Source organism: Caballeronia sp. LZ043, assembly GCF_031451075.1.
Classification (GTDB): domain Bacteria; phylum Pseudomonadota; class Gammaproteobacteria; order Burkholderiales; family Burkholderiaceae; genus Caballeronia.
This window is the reverse complement of the sequence record NZ_JARUXT010000003.1, coordinates 1,613,835-1,631,072: the sequence shown is the minus strand read 5'-3', so window position 1 is coordinate 1,631,072 and position 17,238 is coordinate 1,613,835. Positions and strand designations below refer to the sequence as shown.

Here is a 17,238-nt window from a genome sequence, read left to right as displayed (position 1 = left end):
ATAGGCTCAAGCCGCCTGGCCGAGCGCGGCCTTCGAGCCGGTCGCCAGTTCGATGATGCTTTCCTGTGAAATCGGCTTGCCGGAATGGCCGCCGAGTTCGCCCGCAATCTCGCCTTCGCGCATCACGAGCACGCGATCCGCAACGCCGATCACTTCCGGCAGTTCACTCGAAATCACGATGATCCCGACGCCCGAGCGCGCCAGATCGTTGATGATCCGGTAGATCTCCGACTTGGCGCCGATGTCCACGCCGCGCGTCGGCTCGTCGAGGATCAGGACGTCGGGTTTCGTCTCCAGCAGGCGCGACAGCAGCACCTTCTGCTGGTTGCCGCCCGACAGCGCGCCGACGTTCACCCGCATGTTCGGCACGCGGATCGTGAGCGCGGCGATGGCGTCCTTCGCGCGCGAGTTGCCGCGCGGCAGGTCCATCACGCCCATCTTTGCGTCGCGCCCGGCGATCGTGATGTTGATGTTGTCGCGCACGCTCATGTCGAGGAACAGGCCCTGATGCTTGCGGTCCTCGGTGAGATAGACGAGACCGGCGTCGATCGCATCGCGCGGCGTGCGCAGCTTCAGCGGCTTGCCGTGCATCGTCACGTCGCCGCGCACGGCCGGCTCCGCGCCGAAGATCAGACGCGCGAACTCGGTGCGCCCCGCGCCGACCAGCCCCGCGATGCCCAGTACCTCACCCGCGTGCAGGTCGAGACTGCAACCGCGCACGCGCTTGCCATCGGCGAGATCGCGCACGGAGAGCACCACGTTGCCGGGATCGTAGGCCGCGTGTTCCTTCTTGTAGAAGCCCGAGATGTCGCGTCCCACCATCATCTTCACGAGGCTTTCGGCGGACAGTTCCTCGCGCATCAGCGTGCCGACATAGGAGCCGTCGCGCAGCACGGACACGCGGTCGGAGAGTTCATAGATCTCCGCCATCCGGTGACTGATATAGATGATCGCGATGCCTTCCTCGCGCAACTGGCGCACGAGCGCGAACAGGCGGTCGGTTTCGCGCGAGGACAGCGGCGTGGTCGGCTCGTCCATCACGAGAATGCGCGCCTGCGCATGCACGGCGCGCGCGATCTCGACCAGCTGACGTTCCGCAATCGACAGATCGCCCACCAGCGTATGCGGCCTGAAGTTGGCGCCGAGCCGCGTGAGCACGTCGGCGCAGCCGCGCTCCATGCCCGCGCGATCCACCAGACGGCCGCGCCGCAGCTCGCGCCCCGCGTAGATGTTCTCGGCGACCGAGAGATTCGGCGCGAGGCTCAGTTCCTGATAGATCACCGCGACGCCGAGCGAGCGCGCGGCGAGCGGACCGTCGATCGTGACGGGTGCGCCGTCGATCAGGATCTGGCCGCCCGCATCGGCCTGATAGGCGCCGGACAGAATCTTCATCAGCGTGGACTTGCCCGCGCCGTTTTCGCCCATCAGCGAATGCACTTCGCCGGGATAGACCGAGAGCCGCACGTCGTTGAGCGCGCGGACGCCGGGGAAAGTCTTGCTGATGCCGCGCATTTCGAGAAGCGGCGGCCGGCTGGATACGTCATGCGGCATGGTTCACCTCTTGCGGTTTGATGCCCGCGTGGCGGATCGCCGCGCGCGGTGAGAAGTTGAAGAACAGCGGCAGCGTGGCCGCACCGATCGCACCCGCATCCGGGCCGAAGGTGCCGCGCACGAGCGTCGGGGTGCCGCGCGCTTCGGGCGCGTTGGCGGCGAGCGTCGCGGCCAGGCGCGCGACGAGCTTGTCGAGCAGGCCGCCGTCGATGTCGGAATCGATCACGACCATCGGCACATCGAGTACGCAGAGCGTGGCGCGCAATGCGGGCGCGAGCGCCTCGATGCAGTCGTCGATCCATTCGTCGACGGCGGGCAGAGCACGCTCGATGCACGATTGAAGATCGACGCGGTTGTCGGCGGCCGCGCCGCAGTAGCTGAGATGCCGCACCAGCGCATTCAGCGATGCGCGCGACAGCAGGATGTCCCACTGGCCGGCCGGCTGCGGCGCGGACGGCAGGCGGCTCGGCGGCACCGGAATCACGCCGATGTCGCCCGCATTGCCCGAGGCGCCGCGCAGGCAGTCGCCATGAATCGCGATGCCGCCGCCGATCGCCGAGCCGAGGAACAGATAGACGAAATCGTCGCAGCGGCGGCCGTGGCCGTAGAACAGTTCGGCGGTGGCGGCGGCGTTGCCGTCGTTCTCGCTGAAGACGGGCAGGGAGAGCGCGCGGCCGAGTTCGTCGGCGAAGTCGATTTCGTCCCAGGCGCGGAAGGTGTCGGCGGGCAGCGTGAGTTCGCGCAGCCAGCTGCCGAGATTGAACGGCTGCGCGACGCCGATGCCCGTCAGACGCTCGCGCTCGGCCTCGCTCAGCAGCGAGAGCATCTTGCCGACGTCGCGCTGCACGATCTTCAGCACCGTGGAGGGATGCGGCAGGACGGAATCGAGCGCGCTGCGGGCGAGCACGTCGCCGGCGAAATTGACGAGCACCGTCTCGATGCCCGTGCGGTCCAGCCGCACGCCGATCCCGAATGCGCCGCGCGGATCGAGCCGCAGCAGCGACGCCGGCTGGCCGCGCTGGCCTTCGAGACGGCGTCCCGAATATTCGATCAGACCCGATTGCTGGAGCGAATCGACGATGCTGCCGACAGCCGTGCTGGTCAGGTTCGCGTGACGCGCGAGGTCGGCCTTCGACGCGGGTTCGGTACGCCTGAGCGCCTGCAGCAGCAGGCGCTCGTTGTACCGGCGCACGTTCGCGGAGTTGCTTCCTTTGCCGCTCGGGGATTTCACTCGATGTCTCCGTCAGAGGGCCATCTTGGCGTGGCCATTAATTAAATCAAGTTGGTTGATTTAATGCCGCCGGCGAAGCGAAGTAAAGGAGGGAAATCCCGGAGGGGGTTTTAAGCGTTCCTTTCAGTGGCGTCGCGAGTCTCGCGCGGTGCCAAGGCACGCGGAGCTTGCTTGCAAAGGGCTTTCCGGCATCGACAGCGAGACGCTGACCGTTGTGCTATCGTCGGCGACACTTTTTCGATGTCGCGGACGCGCCCGCGCTGCGGCCCAACTTCGTCGCCATCATGTTTTCGATCTCCCCGACCAGTCACGCCAGCAAGGCGGCCCAATACGACGACCTGCTTCAGCAAGCCCGCGCACTCGTCAGCGACGAACCGGACTTCATCGCCAATGCAGCGAATTTCTCGGCGCTGCTCTATCACTCGCTGCCGGATCTGAACTGGGCCGGCTTCTATCTCTTCGACGGCACGGAACTCGTCGTCGGTCCGTTTCAGGGCAAGCCGGCTTGTGTGCGCATTGCGCTCGGACGCGGCGTGTGCGGCACGGCGGCGCAGCAGCGCCGGACCCAGGTCGTGCCGGATGTGCATGCCTTTCCCGGCCACATTGCTTGCGATGCGGCGTCGCGTTCCGAGATCGTCGTGCCCTTGATCGCCGCCGATGGCACGCTGATCGGCGTATGGGATGTGGATAGTCCCGTGCCCAACCGCTTCGACGACGAAGACGCGCTCGGCATGGAAGCGCTGTGCAGGGCCTTTGTCTCGCTGGCCTGGAAGAACCGCGCGGCGCCTTGAACCTCGGAGGCCTCATGTCGATGCCCGATGCAAGCGCCGGAAACGGCGTCGAGACGATGGCGAGCGCGCACGGCGCACTCGCCACTGCCGACAAGCTCGAAGCACTGATCCGCGCACGCGGGCTGATGCTGTTCGCGCGCATCGACTTCAGCGGCGACGCCGCGCGCGCCGGCCTCGCGATGCCGCCCAGCCAGTTGCTCGTGTTCGGCAATCCGCAGGCTGGCACGCCGCTGATGCAGGCCGTTCCCACCGCCGCGCTCGACCTGCCGCTCAAGGTGCTGGCCTGGGAGGACGCGCAGGGCGGCTCGTGGCTTTCCTGGAACGCAACCGACTATCTGCGCGCGCGCCATGGGCTCGATGCCGGCCTGATGCAACCTGTCAGCGGCCTGCCCGCGCTCGTGGAGGCGGCGGCGCGCTGAGTCGAAAGGCCCGCGTCGCTGCGGGACTTGGCCAGAGCGCGGACGGCTGCGTCTACAATGAGGCGATCCATCGGCCTCACTCTTTCATTTCATGACGAGCCTTGTCCGCCGCCGCCTGCTCGCCGCCTGCGCTCTCAGCGCATGCGGTCTGGCGCGCGGACGCGATGCGCTCGCCGCGACCGACACGGCGACCATCGCGCTGGTGATGAAGTCGCTGGAAGACCCGTTCGTCATGTCGATGATCGAAGGCGCAAAGAACTACCAGCGTCACTTCGCATCGCAACTCAATCTGGAAACGCGCGGCACGGACACGGACAACGACGTCGCCGGACAGATCCGCATCGTCGAGTCGCTGATCGATGCGAAGGCGAATGCCATCGTCATCGCGCCGGCGGATTCCCGGGCGTTGCTGCCGGTGACGGCGAAGGCCATCGTGGAGGGCATCATCGTGATCGCGATCGACAATCCCTTCGACGAACGCGCGCAGGACGACGCGAAAGTCGTGATTCCGTTCGTCGGGCCGGACAGCCGGCGCGGGGCGAAGCTCGTCGGCACGTATCTCGCGTCGAAGCTGAAGCCGGGCGATGAAGTGGGGATCATCGAAGGCCCTTCGAACGACCGCAATTCGCAGCAGCGCTCGGCGGGTTTCAAGGACGCGATGAACGCGGCGGGCATGCGGGTGAGCGCCATTGACGGCGGTGACTGGAACGCCGCAAGCGGCAAGGTCGCCGCGCTGCAGATTCTGTCGGGGCATCCGATGGTGCGCGGCCTGATGTGCGCCAACGACAACATCGCGATGGGCGCGATCGATGCACTGCGCATCGCGGGCAAGAAGGGCCGGGTGCTCGTGACGGGCTACAACAACATCGAGGCCGTCCAGCCGATGCTCGAGGACGGCCGCCTGCTCGCTACCGTGGAGCAGTTCGGCGCGAGGCAGGCGGTATTCGGCGTGGATGTCGCGGTGAAAGCGCTGCTGGAAAAACGCAGGCAGCGGGATCTTTCGCCCTATATGGAGACGCCGGTGCAACTCGTGACCAAGGGACAGCCGAAGGGGTTTCGGCTGGGGGCGTCGTGAGGGGTTTAAGAGTAGTCGCGTAGCGCGCGTGGTGGCGTCCGCGTAATGTCTTCGATGAATTCATCGGGAAGACTGTCACCATGCGGAAGCATCTCGCGGCTTGCGTTCTCTTCCTGTTCGTTGCGGGCAATTGCCGCGCCGAGCCTGTCGCGCCGGTTTTCGCGGACTATCCAATGGTGGTCGAACCGTCATCTCGACCGATCAAACCCAAACCCAAACTGAACTCTAGTCAGAGCCGCCGCTACGCAACGCAGATCAGCACAGCCGCCAGAGGCAAGCTCAACTTCGCGGGTCACCACATCCTTGCGGAATGGGGCTGCGGCGCGGGTTGCGTGATGGCTGCCGCAATCGATTCGAACACGGGAAAGGTCGTGATGCTGCCCTTCACCGTGTCCGACTGGCCACTGGATATCACCGAGCCGATTGCCTATCGAAAAGACAGTGCGCTGCTGACCGTGCATGGCAGCCGGAACGAGCAGGGGCGAGGCACCTACTACTATCGTTTCGACAGCTCAGCTTTTACACCCGTCAAGACAACAGACTTCCTCAACCCCCGCTGCCCCCATCAACCCCCGCGCGGCGAGACTCTGATACAGCGCCCTGACGCCGAACGTCCACGGTTCGATTTCCGTCGAAAGCCTGACCGTATTCACCAGCGCACCGAGACTCGGCGTCGAGATGGTCACGACATCGCCGAGATGATGCGTGAAGCCGCCGCCCTGCGTGTCGCGGTCCTTGATCGGCGAGAACATCGTGCCGAGGAACAGCATGAAGCCGTCCGGATACTGATGGTGCGCGCCATGCGTCTGCTTCACCAGATCCGCCGGATCGCGGCTGATTTCGCTCATGTGGCTCACGCCTTCCAGCACGAAGCCGTCGTCCGCGCCTTCGATGCGCAGCGACACGCTCGTCTGGCGCACTGAATCCAGCGTGAAGCGTCCGTCGAACAGGCGCACGAACGGACCGATCGCGCACGACGCATTGTTGTCCTTCGCCTTGCCGAGCAGCAGCGCGCTGCGGCCTTCGATGTCGCGCAGATTCACATCGTTGCCGAGCGCCGCGCCGACGATCTCACCACGCGCATTCACGGCCAACACGATCTCCGGCTCAGGATTGTTCCATTGCGATGTCGGATACAGCCCGACTTCCGCCGCGAAACCGACCGACGACATCGGCTGCGACTTCGAGAACACTTCGGCATCAGGCCCGATGCCCACTTCCATGTATTGCGACCACGCGCCGCGACGTTCGAGTTCGGCCTTCAACTTGGCCGCGCTTTCCGAACCCGGCTTGATCTTCGACAGATCGGCGCCGATCAGCGTATTGATGGTGTCACGCACTTCCTGCGCCTTGCTGGCGTCGCCGCCCGCGTGTTCCTCGATGACGCGCTCCAGCAAACTCACCGCGAAGGTCACGCCGCATGCCTTCACCGCCTGCACATCGCACGGGGCGAGTAGCCGCACGCTGTCGGGCGTGGCATCGAGCGTCGCTTGCAGCAGGTCTTGCACATTGCCGAGATGCTCGCCTTCCGCATGGCGGGCAATGTCGATCATCTCGGGGTGATCGAAGAGATCGGCGGTAGTCGGCGCGGCGCGCGTGATGTCGAACACTTCGCCCTGACGCACCGCCACGACGCTCGGCCCGTTCACGGGTGCGGGACGCCAGACGCGGCCGATCAATACGGCATCGGCGAAATCTTCGGGCAGACAGGAGGTCACGGTGACGGTTTGCATGGCTTTGCCTGACAGGCTGAAAAAGGAAAGCCGATCGTAGCCCGCACCACCCTGAAGTGTCCATTGGGTTGATTGTTTATCCAACCTGTTGGAAACTGTGTGCCCTGAATCGGCCACACCGCAGCATGGAAAAAACCTACGATGTCCCTGCGCTGCGGCGCGCGAGCGACATTCTCGAAGCCCTCGCGGCCGCTGCGAAGCCGGTGCGCGCCGCGACGCTCGCGGAACGGACGGGGCTGTCGCGCAGCACGCTCTACCTGATGCTGGAAACGCTCGCGCGCATGCAATGGATCGAGAAGCGCGACGATGGCTATGTGATCGGCGTCGGCCTGTTCGAGCTCGGCAATGCCTACGTGCGCCATGACACGCTGCAGGCGGCGTTCCGCGAAGGCGCGGGTGCGTTCATCCACCAGCATAACGAGGTCGTGCAGCTCGCCGTGCTCGACGGCATCCATGTCGTGTATGTGGCGCGCGAAGATGCGCATCGGCCGGTGCGGCTCGTGTCGGATCCCGGTTCGCGGCTGCCCGCGCATTGCTGCGCGCTCGGCAAGGCGCTGCTGGCGGGACTGTCCGATGAAGCCGTCATCGAGCGCCTGCCCGAACGGCTCGAAGCCGTCACGCCGCGCACCATCACGCGACGTACTGCCTTGCTCCGCGAACTCGCCGCCATCCGCACGAGCGGTCTGGCCGTCGAACGCGAGGAAGTCGCCGAAGGGCTCGCGTGCTTCGCCGCCTATGTCGGGATGACGCCGGCCGGCAAACGCATCGCCGTGTCGACGAGCGTGCCCATCGGCCGGCTCGATGCGAAGCGCGAGCGGCGTATCTGCATCGGCATCGTGCAGCTCGCAACGCAACTGCGCGGCACGCTCTGACGCGCTTGCATCGCGAACGCTACATCACGCTTTCCGCGTGCGTCGCCAGATGTGACGCGATCAGCACGTTGCATTTCACGTGCGCACGGACGACATCGCGCAGCCGCTGGTCGCCATGACTCCAGCCGATGTCCGCCTCGCCGCCGAGCACGATCAGGTCCGCGCCCAGTTCCGTCGACGCCTTCGCGATTGTCTCGCCCAGATTCGCGTTGAGCGGCAAGGTGAGCGTGAACGCGCTGCCCTCGATGCCCGCCTCGTTGATCCGCCGCATGCAATGCCGCGCGACGGCGCGGGCGTGCTGGTCGATGACCGCCAGGGTTTCCGCCGTGCTGCAATCCGCGGTCACGACGGCCCACCACGGCGTCTGATCGACGACGTGCATCGCGGTCAGGCGCGCGTTGGATTCGCGTGCGCAGTGGATCGCGGCCGTGAGGGCGGTATCGCTGAGGCTGGTGCCGACGGCTACGAGAATGTGCTTGTACATGGTGCATCTCCGGTCGAGTACAGGCGCCATCCTGTGCCACGAGACTTAGAGCGAGATGAGCGCTCATGCCGCCAGGCCGCTGAAAGTTTTACTCACAGGCTTAAAAAGCCGCGCGCCCATGTGCGTCCGGACAGGCAGAACAATTCCGTGCCAAGCCGCACGCACGTTCGCTCCGCGCCGGATCGACGCGCTTTCGCGCGGCAAGGGAACGGCGCTTGCTCAACGACACCGCCACGGAGGGCTGGCGCGGGTAGTCCTGTGCCCGCTGGCCATCGACGTGATTGCACGCGCAGGTCCACCCAGCGGTTCCGCCCGGCATTCGTCCGGGATTCAGCGCCGAGTTTCGACACCGAGTGAGCGGCAATGCCAGATTCAGACGATACCCAGAACCCAGCACGCAACGGCCCGCATGCCGACGACACAGGCGAAGCCAAGCCACGCCTGAAAGCCAAGTCGAACGGCAAGAGTAATGACGGCAATGACAAGGGCGACGAGAAAAACGGCGACGAGAAAAGCGGCGACGAAAAGAACGGCCGCAAGAAGTCCGGCAAGAAGCCGTTGATCATTCTCGGCGTCGCCGTGGTGGTGATCGCGATAGGCGCATTCATCTGGTGGTTCATGACGCGCAACCAGCAAAGCACCGACGACGCCTATACCGATGGCGACGCCGTCACCATCGCGCCAAAGGTATCGGGCTATGTCGTGGAAATGAACATCAACGACAACCAGTTCGTCCACAAAGGCGATCTGCTCATCAAGATCGATCCGCGCGACTATCAGGCGCAACTCGATCAGGCCAATGCATCGCTGGGCCTCGCCCAGGCGCAACTGCACGCCCAGGAAACCCAGCTCGAAGTCGCGCGCGTGCAGTACCCGGCGCAACTCGCCCAGGCGCAGGCGCAGGAACAGACGGCGCGCGCCAATCTCGCGCAGGCCAGCGCCGCATACGACCGTCAGAAGACGGTGGATGTCCGCGCGACGTCGCAGCAGAACATCGACACAGCCACCGCGCAACAAAAGAGCGCGCAGGCGAACGTCGCGCAGGCGCGGGCGCAAGTGCGTACCGCCGCGCTCGTGCCGCAGCAGATCGCGACCGTGATTGCCGCTGTCGAAGAAAGACGCCAGCAGGTGCGTCAGGCGGAAGCGCAGGTCGAATCCGCGCAGCTGAACCTCTCGTACACGGAACTGCGCGCCCCGTCGGACGGCTGGATCACCAAGCGCAACGTGCAGTACGGCACCTTCCTCCAGGCAGGCACGTCGATCTTCACGCTCGTCACGACGCGCTTCTGGGTGACGGCCAACTTCAAGGAATCGCAGCTCGACCGCATGCAGCCCGGCGACAAGGTCGATATCGAAGTGGACGCCTATCCGGACATGAAGCTGCACGGCCACGTGGACAGTGTGCAGCTCGGCAGCGGCTCGCGCTTTTCCGCGTTCCCCGCCGAGAACGCCACCGGCAACTTCGTGAAGATCGTGCAGCGCGTGCCGGTAAAGATCGTCATCGACGATGGCCTGAAGCCGGGCGCGCCGCTGCCGCTCGGGCTGTCCGTGGTGCCGACCGTGATGCTCAAGCATTGACGCCATGAGCGATACCACCGCAGAACACGACCACAGCGGCTGGAAACCCCGGTCGAATCCATGGCTGATTGCCGTCGTCGTCACGCTCGCGGCGTTCATGGAAGTGCTCGACACGACCATCGTCAACGTCGCGCTGCCGCACATCTCGGGCACGATGTCCGCGAGCTACGACGAATCCACCTGGACGCTCACGTCCTATCTCGTCGCGAACGGCATCGTGCTGCCGCTGTCCGCCTATTTCTCGAAGATCCTCGGGCGCAAGCGCTACTTCCTGATCTGCATCGGCGCGTTCACGGTGTGCTCGTTCATGTGCGGCGTCGCGACCAATCTCGGCGAGCTGATCGTCTTCCGCATTTTGCAAGGCTTCTTCGGCGGCGGCCTGCAGCCGAGCCAGCAGTCGATCATCCTCGACACCTTCCCGCCCGAACAGCGCGGCCGCGCGTTTTCGATCTCGGCGGTGGCGATCGTCGTCGCGCCGGTGCTCGGGCCGACGCTCGGCGGCTGGATCACAGACAACTTCACGTGGCGCTGGGTGTTCCTCATCAACGTGCCGGTGGGCGTGCTGACCACTTTCGCGGTCATGCAGTTCGTCGAGGATCCGCCGTGGGAGAAGCGTCAGGACCCGAAGAAAGTGGGCATCGACGTAATAGGCATCAGCCTGATCGCGCTGGGTCTAGGCTGTCTGCAAGTGTTCCTCGATCGCGGTGAGGACGACGACTGGTTCTCGTCGAACTTCATCGTGCTGTTCGCGGTGCTTGCGGCGGTGGGCATCATCGGCGCGACGGTCTGGCTGCTGTACGCGAAGAAACCCGTGGTGGACCTGCGCGTGATGAAGGACCGCAACTTCGCGCTGGGCTCGGCGGCGATCTTCGGCTTTGCGTCGGTGCTGTACGGCAGCGCCGTGCTGATACCGCAGCTTGCCCAACAGCAGCTCGGCTATACCGCGACGCTCGCGGGCCTCGTGCTGTCGCCCGGGGCGATCTGCATCGTGTTCCTGATTCCAGTAGTAAGCAAGCTGATGAACGTGATACAGACGCGCTTTCTCGTCGCGTTCGGCTTCTTCCTGATGGGCTGCGCGCTGCTCTATTCGCATCATCTCGTGCCCAACGTCGACTATGTGACGCTGACCAAGATGCGCAGCGCGCAGTCGATAGGGATCGGCTTCCTGTTCGTGCCCGTGACGACGCTCGCCTATCTCTCCCTGCCCAAGTCGCTCAACAACGACGCCTCCGCGCTGTTCACGATGTTCCGCAACGTGGCGGGGTCCATCGGCATATCGCTCGCCACAGCGGCGATCCGCGAGCGCACGCAGGCCAACATGGCGCACATGGTCGAACACCTGACACCGTTGAACCAACCTTATACGGACTCCGTCAATCGCATCGCCCGCACGCTGATGGACACGGGACAGTCGATGTCGCAGGCCATGACCGCCGCCACCGGACAGATGTACAAGACCCTTGTTTCGCAGGCGACCATCCTCGCCTATCTCGACGTATTCCTCGCGTGCGCCATCTTCTCGTTCATGTTCATTCCGTTGTCGTTGTTCTTTTCACCGGTCAAGGCGTCCGGTCAGGCGGGAGGACATTGAAATGAAGCCGCGTCTTCTTGCTCTCTTGCCGGCGCTCTTGCTGGGCGCATGCGCAGTGGGCCCGGATTTCAAGGCCCCGACCGCCGATACCCCCGCCGACTGGAACGACATGCAGCGCGTGCAGAACGCGCCGAACGATCCGCGCGCGCCGCATGCGGATGCGCCTTCGGTGGCGCAGACCTCGGCGGATCCCGATCCGCGCTGGTGGAAGCAGTTCCACGATCCGATGCTCGACTCGCTGATCGAGCGCGCCGTCGCCGGGAACCTCGACTTGCAGGCCGCGGTGCTGCGCATCACGGAAGCGCGCGAACAGTCGATTGCGGCGGGCGCGGCCGGTCTGCCGCAGATCGGCGCGAACGCGAGCGTCAAGCGCGAGCAGCTCGGCGTGAAAGGCTTCCTCGAATCGCAGGGCGTCTACGATCAGATCAACAACATCGGCGGCAGCAATGGCGCGCAGATCCGCCAGGGACTCGACTCGGCGACGCAGCCCACCACGCTTTATCAATATGGCTTCGATGCGTCGTGGGAACTGGACTTGTTCGGGCGCGTGCGGCGCTCGGTGGAATCCGCCGATGCCCAGACACAGGCGCAGATCGAGAGCCGCAACGACGCGCTGGTGTCGCTCGAATCGGAAGTGGCGCGCACTTACGCGCAATTGCGCGGCGCGCAGGCGATCAAGCGGATCACGCTGGCCGAGATCGACGCCGAACAGCAGATTCTCGATCTCACGCGCGAGCAGGCGCGGGTCGGCCTGACGAGCCAGCAGGACGTGCAGAGCGCGAGTGCGCAGGTCGGCACGCTCCAGGCGCAACTGCCGACGCTCGATGCGCAGATCGCGCAGGCCATGAACGGCCTTGCCGTGCTGAGCGGCAGTCCGCCCGGCACGCTCGACGCCGAACTCGCCGATACCACCGGCAGCGCAGCCGTGCCGCCTGTGCCGCCCACCGTGCCGGTCGGCTTGCCGTCGACGCTTGCGCGGCGGCGTCCGGACATTCGCCGTGCCGAGGCGCAGTTGCACGCGGCCACGGCGGAAGTGGGCGTCGCGGTGGCGCAGTTGTATCCGGATATCTCGCTGACCGGACAGGTCGGCATGCGCGCCTCGAAGGCCAGTTACCTCGCTCACTGGTCGAGCCTGTTCTGGTCGGTGGGGCCGAGCATCTCGCTGCCGATTTTCGAGGGCGGCCAGTTGCGGGCGAACGTGCGCGTCGCCAAGGCCGAAGCGGGCGCGGCGGCGCTGCAATACCGGCAGACGGTGCTGAGCGCGTTGCAGGACGTCGATAACGCGCTGGTCAACTATCGCACCGAGCAGGACCGGCGCGCGGCGCTGGTGCGCACCGTCGAGGCCAACCGCATCAGCCTGCAACTCGCGACGGACAGCTATCGCAAGGGGCTGACGGCGTTCGTGACCGTGCTCGATGCCGAGCGCCAGCTTGCCCAGACACGCGAGCAACTGGCGCAATCGACGGTGAACGTGACGACGAATCTCATCGCCGTGTACAAGTCGCTCGGCGGCGGCTGGCAAGAGGACGCCGCCGCGACCGCGCAGAACTAGCGCCTGCGCTTCTTCCAGGCGTAGTCCGCGGGTGGGTCAGCGGCGCCCGGCTTGCCCACCGACTGCGGATTCTCGCTGCACAGCGTGATGAAGCTCAGGTCATCGCCATCGGCCTGGCGCTTTCTCAGCGCTTCGGCAAAGCGCAACGCCTCAGCGAGCGAAGCGGGATCGAAACGCCGGAAGCGCGCCGCGCCTTCGGCATCCGGATTGCCGTCGAGCCAGTAGACGACGAACATCGACTCTCCTCACGTTTTGGGACGCACGTCCGCACGGTTCCGGCGAACGCGCGCAAGGTCGATGCAAAAGCTGCACGAAGTGCGTGCATCGGCGCGTCGAGCCGGCCAGCGGGTATTCCCGGAGTGTAACGTTGGCGAGGCGCATGGCGTCTGCTTCAACGCTTGTCGCTTCGGGCAGGGAACGAGGGTTGCTTTCTGATTCGCTCGTTCCGAGGCCATCAAGATGCAACGACCCGTTCCTGTTCCGCATCAATCGCTCTGGCAGATGCCAATGCGCGCGACGGCTCCCGACGAGCCGCGCGTGCTGATCGCCGACGACGATCCCGACGCCACGCGCGCAATCGCGCTTGCGCTCGAGGACGCCGACTTCTCCGTGCGCGCGGTGCACACAGGGCTCGATGCGGTTTCGCTGGCGCGCAAGTGGCGGCCAGGCGTGGTGCTGCTCGATCTGTCGATGCCGCTCGGCGACGGCTGGGAGGCGGCGGAAGCGATTCGCGCCATCGACATCACGATGCTGCTGATCGCGCATACCGGGCGCGCCAATCCGGACGACTGGTCGCGCGCCCAGCGCACCGGCTTCAACGGCTACTTCCTGAAGCCGGCGGAACTCGACCGCATGATCGAGGTGATCCGGACGTATTTCTCCGCGCAAGGCGACGACAGTGCAGCCGTGCTTTTGCGCGGCTGACAGGCGGAGAATCAGGCGTCCGGATGCTTGCGCGAGGTATCGACGAGCCGGAGCACGGGGCGCTCAGTGTCGGATTCGGCGTGCGCTTTGAGGATCTCTTCCCAGTACTGGCAATAGCCCGCCCAGAAAGGCATTTGGGTGTGCGCCGAGGCCGCTGCCGGCAGGGCTTCGGGCAGCATGCGGCGCAGACGTCGAATCTCCCCATGCTTCCATTGCAGCAGCGCGCGACGATGCCCGCGGCGCGGCGTGCCCAGCGCATTCATCTCCGCCAGCGCGTCCGCCAGGCCTTCCGCGGGCCGCGACGCCATGCGCGTCAGCACGCTCGTCTGCGGGCTCGGACCGCGTTCATGACAGATGATCGCGCCAATCTGCCCGAGGATGTACATGACCTTCGCCAACGGCACTGCGGAATGGAGTGGCATGGGGGCTCTCAGCTTTATCGTTATTGGTCTTCGCGCGTGGCAGCACGAAGCGGTCGACGCCCGGCCGGCAGATCTCCAGCCGCGACGCTTTTACAAGATACCGCACTGAGATTAATCCGAAATGATGATCGACAAAAATCCACAAACGGAAACGCAGGCGCATTTGTCGCGCGAAGATGGCCTTGACGGCGTTATTTTCGCGTGCTGCCGGGAGCTCGTTCAGACGCGGTTTGCTAGGGATCACGAAACAAATCACACAGCGTGATGCAAAGGGCGGCATTGAACCATCCGCGTGCACGGCCTGGCGAATCGTGTTACACATTGACGCGGCCGTTGCCATCCGTGGCGGCTGCGCAGTCTTACAGCAGTTTCAACTCACTTTCAGCGAGCCTCAACTTGCCTGTCCGACGACTCGCCACCTTGTGGCGCCTTGGCCGAGCTTTCGTCCGGGAAAGTCATCACGTCGATGACGGCGCCGCGATGACGCGCGTCGCGCGCTTCTTCGCCACGCATGGCGCGCGGGCGGCGCCGCTCGCGGCGGGCGTGCCCGCGCTGTCGCAACTGTCGCGCGTGCTGGAGAACGCGTCGGATGCGCTCGCCAGCCATCCCGCGCTGGCGGAAACGGCTGTGCGCGTCGCGCTGGCCGAAATGGACGCGCTCTTCACGCCCTACGATGCCGCGCGTTTTCGCAAGGCTTGCGCCGAGGCGTTTCCCGCCACGCTGGCCTTCGAAATGACGGACTTGCAGGACGCGCCGCTGCGCTCGGGCGTCGCGGAGCAGACGCATACGGCGCGCCTCGGCGGGACACCGGTGCGCGTCACGCTGCTGCGCGCGGACGCACGCGCCGAACTGGCCGACGATCTCGACCTCGCGCTCGCGGCGGCGCGCTTCGCCGAACGGCGTTCGGCGAAGGCGCGCGACATGCATCCGGTGGAGTGGGTGCAGCGGGCACGGGAGAGCATCGACGCGATGATCGACCTGCGCCAGCGCGCCGCCGATCAAAGCTACCTGCGTTTCCGTCTGCGCGAGGACCCGCGTATCGCGGTGCCTGAAGTGCTGTGGGACTACTGCAACGATGCAGTGCTTACGACGCGTGCCATCGAGACGGCGGCGTTGCACGATACGCCAACACTGGCGGCGCATGGACTCGATCCGGCCGATGTCGTCGCGACGCTGATCGAAGCGTTCTTCGAGATGGCGCTGGGAATCGGGCTGTATCACGCGGGGCTCGATGCAGCGGGCGCGCGGGTCAGCATCGAAGAGGGCACGCGCGGCCAGATCGTGCTGGAAGCCGACAACCCGATGATGTTGTTCGCCGCGCACGAACGCGATTTTCTCGTGGGCGTGTCGCATGCGCTGATCCAGGGCGATCACAAGGCAGCGGCGCGCGCGCATCTCGAACAGGGCCGTCCGGACGCGCAGTCGAATCATCATGAAATGCGCGTCGAGTCCACCTATCGGCGCGAGGCCGAGCGTTTCGCCTCGCCTCACGCGCGGCGCAATGTGGGCGTTGCGCATCTGTTCGGCGCCATCGGCAAGGCGCCCGCCGAGCACATGTTCAGCGCGGCGCACGGACGCATTGCGTCGCGGGCGGTGCTGCTGGCGAGGTCGGCGGAACGGATCGAGCGCGTGGCGCGGGAGATTGCGCCCGATGTCGATGTCTGGACCATCGCGCGCAAGGTGATTCTCCGGCTCGCTGCCGACCGCTTCAGTCTCCGCAGCATGGCGACCCGGCTCGCGCACGAGGCGACGCACTGGCCGCAGATGCTGCCGCGCCTGCCGACGCTCATCGCGAAACGCGCAGCGGCGACGCAGCGCACCAGCGATTCCGTGCTGCGTTAGCGCGTGCCCGGACTCATGCGTTGCGCGATTGCGCGGCACGCTTCCTTGAGCGGTTCGACATAGGTTTCGAGCGGCGTCGCGCTCTTCCTGAACAGCGGAATGCTGACGCTCACGCAGCCGAGCGTGGCGCCGTTCGTCCCGACGATCGCGCTGCCGTAGCAGAAGATCTGCGCCTCGTTTTCCTCGCGGTCTTCGGCATAGCCGCGTGCGCGGGTGGCGTTGAGTTCGGCGTCGAGCGTGTTGCGATCGGTGACCGTATGCGGCGTGAAGCGTTGCAGGACGATGCCGTGCAGCAGCGCGTCGCGTTCGGCGGGTGTTTGCATCGAGAGATAGGCCTTGCCGACGGAACTCGAATAGAGCGTGACACGCGTGCCGATGCGCGACGTCATGCGCACGGCGTGCGGACTTTCCAGCTTCTCCACGTACACCATTTCCGAACCGCTGCGCACGGCGAGGTGGACCGTTTCCTGGGTGGCGTCGCGCAGCGCCTGCAAGGCGTCGGTGGCCGCGATGCGCAGGTCGGAGCGTTCCCAACTGCGGCTGGCGAGCGACATCAGGCGCGGGCCGAGCGCGTAGCCGCCGCGCTCGCCTTCCACGACGAGCCCTTCAGCGATCAGCGCGCCGACGATGCGATACACGGTCGGGCGCGGATAGCCGCTCTCTGCCGCGAGCTGGGCGATCGTGGGGGGATCGGCGGCATCGGCCACGAGTTGCAGGACCGCCATGAACTTCGAGAAGGCAGCGGTGCCGGTGGCCTTGGCGGCGTCGGAGGAAGGGGTGTCTGAAGGCATGATGTCCAGAATCATGCCATGAGACTGATGCCGATGACCGCTGCGAATGCGCTGACGACGTTCCTGGCGAGCGGAGTTCAGAAACATGACTGTCATCGCGGCGCCGTCGCTGCCCTCCGACGCAGCCAGCGCCCCCGACCGCGCGTCCAACGCCTGCCGGATCGCGCCCGCGAGTTAGGAACGGCTGTACGGCTTGTTCAGCAAGGTAATGCCTTCGTCGATGCGTCCTTCGTGGAAGATGACATCGCGCGTATAGCCCGATGCGAACACCACGGCCGCCCGATGCGGCGGCTGGCTCGCCAGCCGCTACAGTCGTATGCATGCTCCGGCCAACTTGCTTGTAGGTTCATCACGTGCTTTGCCAATGATGCAGGATCAAAAA

At 65.5% G+C, this 17,238-nt stretch carries 16 protein-coding genes; 9 read left to right on the top strand and 7 right to left on the bottom strand.

Translation table 11 applies throughout. The features are described from left to right. Positions 1 to 6: 6 nt before the first annotated feature. Both QCE64_RS27500 and QCE64_RS27495 read right to left on the bottom strand, forming a co-directional pair. Positions 7 to 1,551, bottom strand: a complete 1,545-nt coding sequence (locus QCE64_RS27500; RefSeq protein WP_310007283.1) for a sugar ABC transporter ATP-binding protein — start codon at positions 1,549 to 1,551, stop codon at positions 7 to 9. Beyond that, positions 1,541 to 2,782 carry an ROK family transcriptional regulator gene (locus QCE64_RS27495; RefSeq protein ID WP_310007281.1) on the bottom strand — a complete coding sequence of 414 codons (1,242 nt, stop codon included), beginning with the start codon at positions 2,780 to 2,782 and terminating at the stop codon, positions 1,541 to 1,543. Before QCE64_RS27495 ends, QCE64_RS27500 begins: the two co-directional genes overlap by 11 nt. Before the next feature lie 284 nt (positions 2,783 to 3,066). Here QCE64_RS27495 and QCE64_RS27490 point away from each other — a divergent pair, with 284 nt between their 5' ends. The 3 genes from QCE64_RS27490 (at position 3,067) to QCE64_RS27480 (ending at position 5,067) form a co-directional block, all read left to right on the top strand. After that, on the top strand, positions 3,067 to 3,573 hold the full coding sequence (locus QCE64_RS27490; protein ID WP_309925182.1) for a GAF domain-containing protein: 507 nt from the start codon (positions 3,067 to 3,069) through the stop codon (positions 3,571 to 3,573). A 14-nt stretch (positions 3,574 to 3,587) separates the two neighbouring features. Beyond that, positions 3,588 to 3,992, top strand: coding sequence for a DUF302 domain-containing protein (locus QCE64_RS27485; RefSeq protein WP_309925180.1), 405 nt, complete (start codon positions 3,588 to 3,590; stop codon positions 3,990 to 3,992). A 91-nt stretch (positions 3,993 to 4,083) separates the two neighbouring features. Further along, positions 4,084 to 5,067 carry a substrate-binding domain-containing protein gene (locus QCE64_RS27480; protein WP_310007279.1) on the top strand — a complete coding sequence of 328 codons (984 nt, stop codon included), beginning with the start codon at positions 4,084 to 4,086 and terminating at the stop codon, positions 5,065 to 5,067. Positions 5,068 to 5,579: 512 nt separating this feature from the next. On the opposite strand, the gene QCE64_RS27475 is transcribed toward QCE64_RS27480, so the two are convergent. Beyond that, positions 5,580 to 6,800, bottom strand: a complete 1,221-nt coding sequence (locus QCE64_RS27475; protein ID WP_310007277.1) for a fumarylacetoacetate hydrolase family protein — start codon at positions 6,798 to 6,800, stop codon at positions 5,580 to 5,582. Between the two features lie 125 nt (positions 6,801 to 6,925). On the opposite strand from QCE64_RS27475, the gene QCE64_RS27470 reads away from it, so the two are divergent. After that, the gene (locus tag QCE64_RS27470) at positions 6,926 to 7,672 is read left to right on the top strand and encodes an IclR family transcriptional regulator (protein ID WP_309934120.1); all 747 of its coding nucleotides are present in this window, start codon (positions 6,926 to 6,928) and stop codon (positions 7,670 to 7,672) included. A gap of 19 nt (positions 7,673 to 7,691) precedes the next feature. Here the strand turns inward: QCE64_RS27470 and QCE64_RS27465 are convergent, their stop codons facing one another. Further along, a complete protein-coding gene (locus tag QCE64_RS27465; protein WP_309925173.1) occupies positions 7,692 to 8,156 on the bottom strand; it encodes a universal stress protein in 465 nt (154 codons plus the stop codon). Between the two features lie 363 nt (positions 8,157 to 8,519). Here QCE64_RS27465 and QCE64_RS27460 point away from each other — a divergent pair, with 363 nt between their 5' ends. Genes QCE64_RS27460 through QCE64_RS27450 form a run of 3 tightly spaced genes read left to right on the top strand, consistent with a single transcriptional unit; the run spans position 8,520 to position 12,877 of the window. Continuing rightward, the gene (locus tag QCE64_RS27460; protein ID WP_309934119.1) at positions 8,520 to 9,734 is read left to right on the top strand and encodes an HlyD family secretion protein; all 1,215 of its coding nucleotides are present in this window, start codon (positions 8,520 to 8,522) and stop codon (positions 9,732 to 9,734) included. Between the two features lie 4 nt (positions 9,735 to 9,738). Further along, complete coding sequence (locus QCE64_RS27455; protein ID WP_309925170.1) at positions 9,739 to 11,325, top strand: DHA2 family efflux MFS transporter permease subunit; 1,587 nt, start codon at positions 9,739 to 9,741, stop codon at positions 11,323 to 11,325. Position 11,326: 1 nt separating this feature from the next. After that, positions 11,327 to 12,877 carry an efflux transporter outer membrane subunit gene (locus QCE64_RS27450; protein ID WP_309934118.1) on the top strand — a complete coding sequence of 517 codons (1,551 nt, stop codon included), beginning with the start codon at positions 11,327 to 11,329 and terminating at the stop codon, positions 12,875 to 12,877. On the opposite strand, the gene QCE64_RS27445 is transcribed toward QCE64_RS27450, so the two are convergent. Beyond that, on the bottom strand, positions 12,874 to 13,113 hold the full coding sequence (locus tag QCE64_RS27445; RefSeq protein ID WP_309925166.1) for a hypothetical protein: 240 nt from the start codon (positions 13,111 to 13,113) through the stop codon (positions 12,874 to 12,876). The two genes, QCE64_RS27450 and QCE64_RS27445, sit on opposite strands and share 4 nt — an antisense overlap. 223 nt (positions 13,114 to 13,336) lie before the next feature. On the opposite strand from QCE64_RS27445, the gene QCE64_RS27440 reads away from it, so the two are divergent. Next, positions 13,337 to 13,801 carry a response regulator gene (locus QCE64_RS27440; RefSeq protein WP_309934117.1) on the top strand — a complete coding sequence of 155 codons (465 nt, stop codon included), beginning with the start codon at positions 13,337 to 13,339 and terminating at the stop codon, positions 13,799 to 13,801. Between the two features lie 11 nt (positions 13,802 to 13,812). Here the strand turns inward: QCE64_RS27440 and QCE64_RS27435 are convergent, their stop codons facing one another. Then, on the bottom strand, positions 13,813 to 14,223 hold the full coding sequence (locus QCE64_RS27435) for a hypothetical protein (protein ID WP_309925161.1): 411 nt from the start codon (positions 14,221 to 14,223) through the stop codon (positions 13,813 to 13,815). 480 nt (positions 14,224 to 14,703) lie between these two features. Between QCE64_RS27435 and QCE64_RS27430 the strand changes: the two genes are divergently transcribed. After that, entirely contained in the window at positions 14,704 to 16,065 is a 1,362-nt protein-coding gene (locus tag QCE64_RS27430; protein WP_310007275.1) for an AarF/UbiB family protein, read from the top strand. Here QCE64_RS27430 and QCE64_RS27425 read toward each other — a convergent pair. Continuing rightward, positions 16,062 to 16,856: an IclR family transcriptional regulator gene (locus QCE64_RS27425; RefSeq protein ID WP_310007273.1), complete on the bottom strand. Its 795-nt coding sequence runs from the start codon at positions 16,854 to 16,856 to the stop codon at positions 16,062 to 16,064. The genes QCE64_RS27430 and QCE64_RS27425 overlap by 4 nt on opposite strands. Positions 16,857 to 17,238 lie beyond the last annotated feature (382 nt).

Excerpts from the sequence above, each read along its gene's own strand:
- QCE64_RS27465 (WP_309925173.1), bottom strand. The coding sequence starts at position 8,156 with ATGTACAAGCACATTCTCGTAGCCGTCGGCACCAGCCTCAGCGATACC.
- QCE64_RS27455 (WP_309925170.1), top strand. The coding sequence starts at position 9,739 with ATGAGCGATACCACCGCAGAACACGACCACAGCGGCTGGAAACCCCGG.
- QCE64_RS27490 (WP_309925182.1), top strand. The coding sequence starts at position 3,067 with ATGTTTTCGATCTCCCCGACCAGTCACGCCAGCAAGGCGGCCCAATAC.
- QCE64_RS27430 (WP_310007275.1), top strand. The coding sequence starts at position 14,704 with ATGACGCGCGTCGCGCGCTTCTTCGCCACGCATGGCGCGCGGGCGGCG.
- QCE64_RS27500 (WP_310007283.1), bottom strand. The coding sequence starts at position 1,551 with ATGCCGCATGACGTATCCAGCCGGCCGCCGCTTCTCGAAATGCGCGGC.
- QCE64_RS27480 (WP_310007279.1), top strand. The coding sequence starts at position 4,084 with ATGACGAGCCTTGTCCGCCGCCGCCTGCTCGCCGCCTGCGCTCTCAGC.
- QCE64_RS27445 (WP_309925166.1), bottom strand. The coding sequence starts at position 13,113 with ATGTTCGTCGTCTACTGGCTCGACGGCAATCCGGATGCCGAAGGCGCG.
- QCE64_RS27485 (WP_309925180.1), top strand. The coding sequence starts at position 3,588 with ATGTCGATGCCCGATGCAAGCGCCGGAAACGGCGTCGAGACGATGGCG.
- QCE64_RS27440 (WP_309934117.1), top strand. The coding sequence starts at position 13,337 with ATGCAACGACCCGTTCCTGTTCCGCATCAATCGCTCTGGCAGATGCCA.
- QCE64_RS27425 (WP_310007273.1), bottom strand. The coding sequence starts at position 16,856 with ATGCCTTCAGACACCCCTTCCTCCGACGCCGCCAAGGCCACCGGCACC.
- QCE64_RS27460 (WP_309934119.1), top strand. The coding sequence starts at position 8,520 with ATGCCAGATTCAGACGATACCCAGAACCCAGCACGCAACGGCCCGCAT.
- QCE64_RS27475 (WP_310007277.1), bottom strand. The coding sequence starts at position 6,800 with ATGCAAACCGTCACCGTGACCTCCTGTCTGCCCGAAGATTTCGCCGAT.
- QCE64_RS27470 (WP_309934120.1), top strand. The coding sequence starts at position 6,926 with ATGGAAAAAACCTACGATGTCCCTGCGCTGCGGCGCGCGAGCGACATT.
- QCE64_RS27450 (WP_309934118.1), top strand. The coding sequence starts at position 11,327 with ATGAAGCCGCGTCTTCTTGCTCTCTTGCCGGCGCTCTTGCTGGGCGCA.
- QCE64_RS27435 (WP_309925161.1), bottom strand. The coding sequence starts at position 14,223 with ATGCCACTCCATTCCGCAGTGCCGTTGGCGAAGGTCATGTACATCCTC.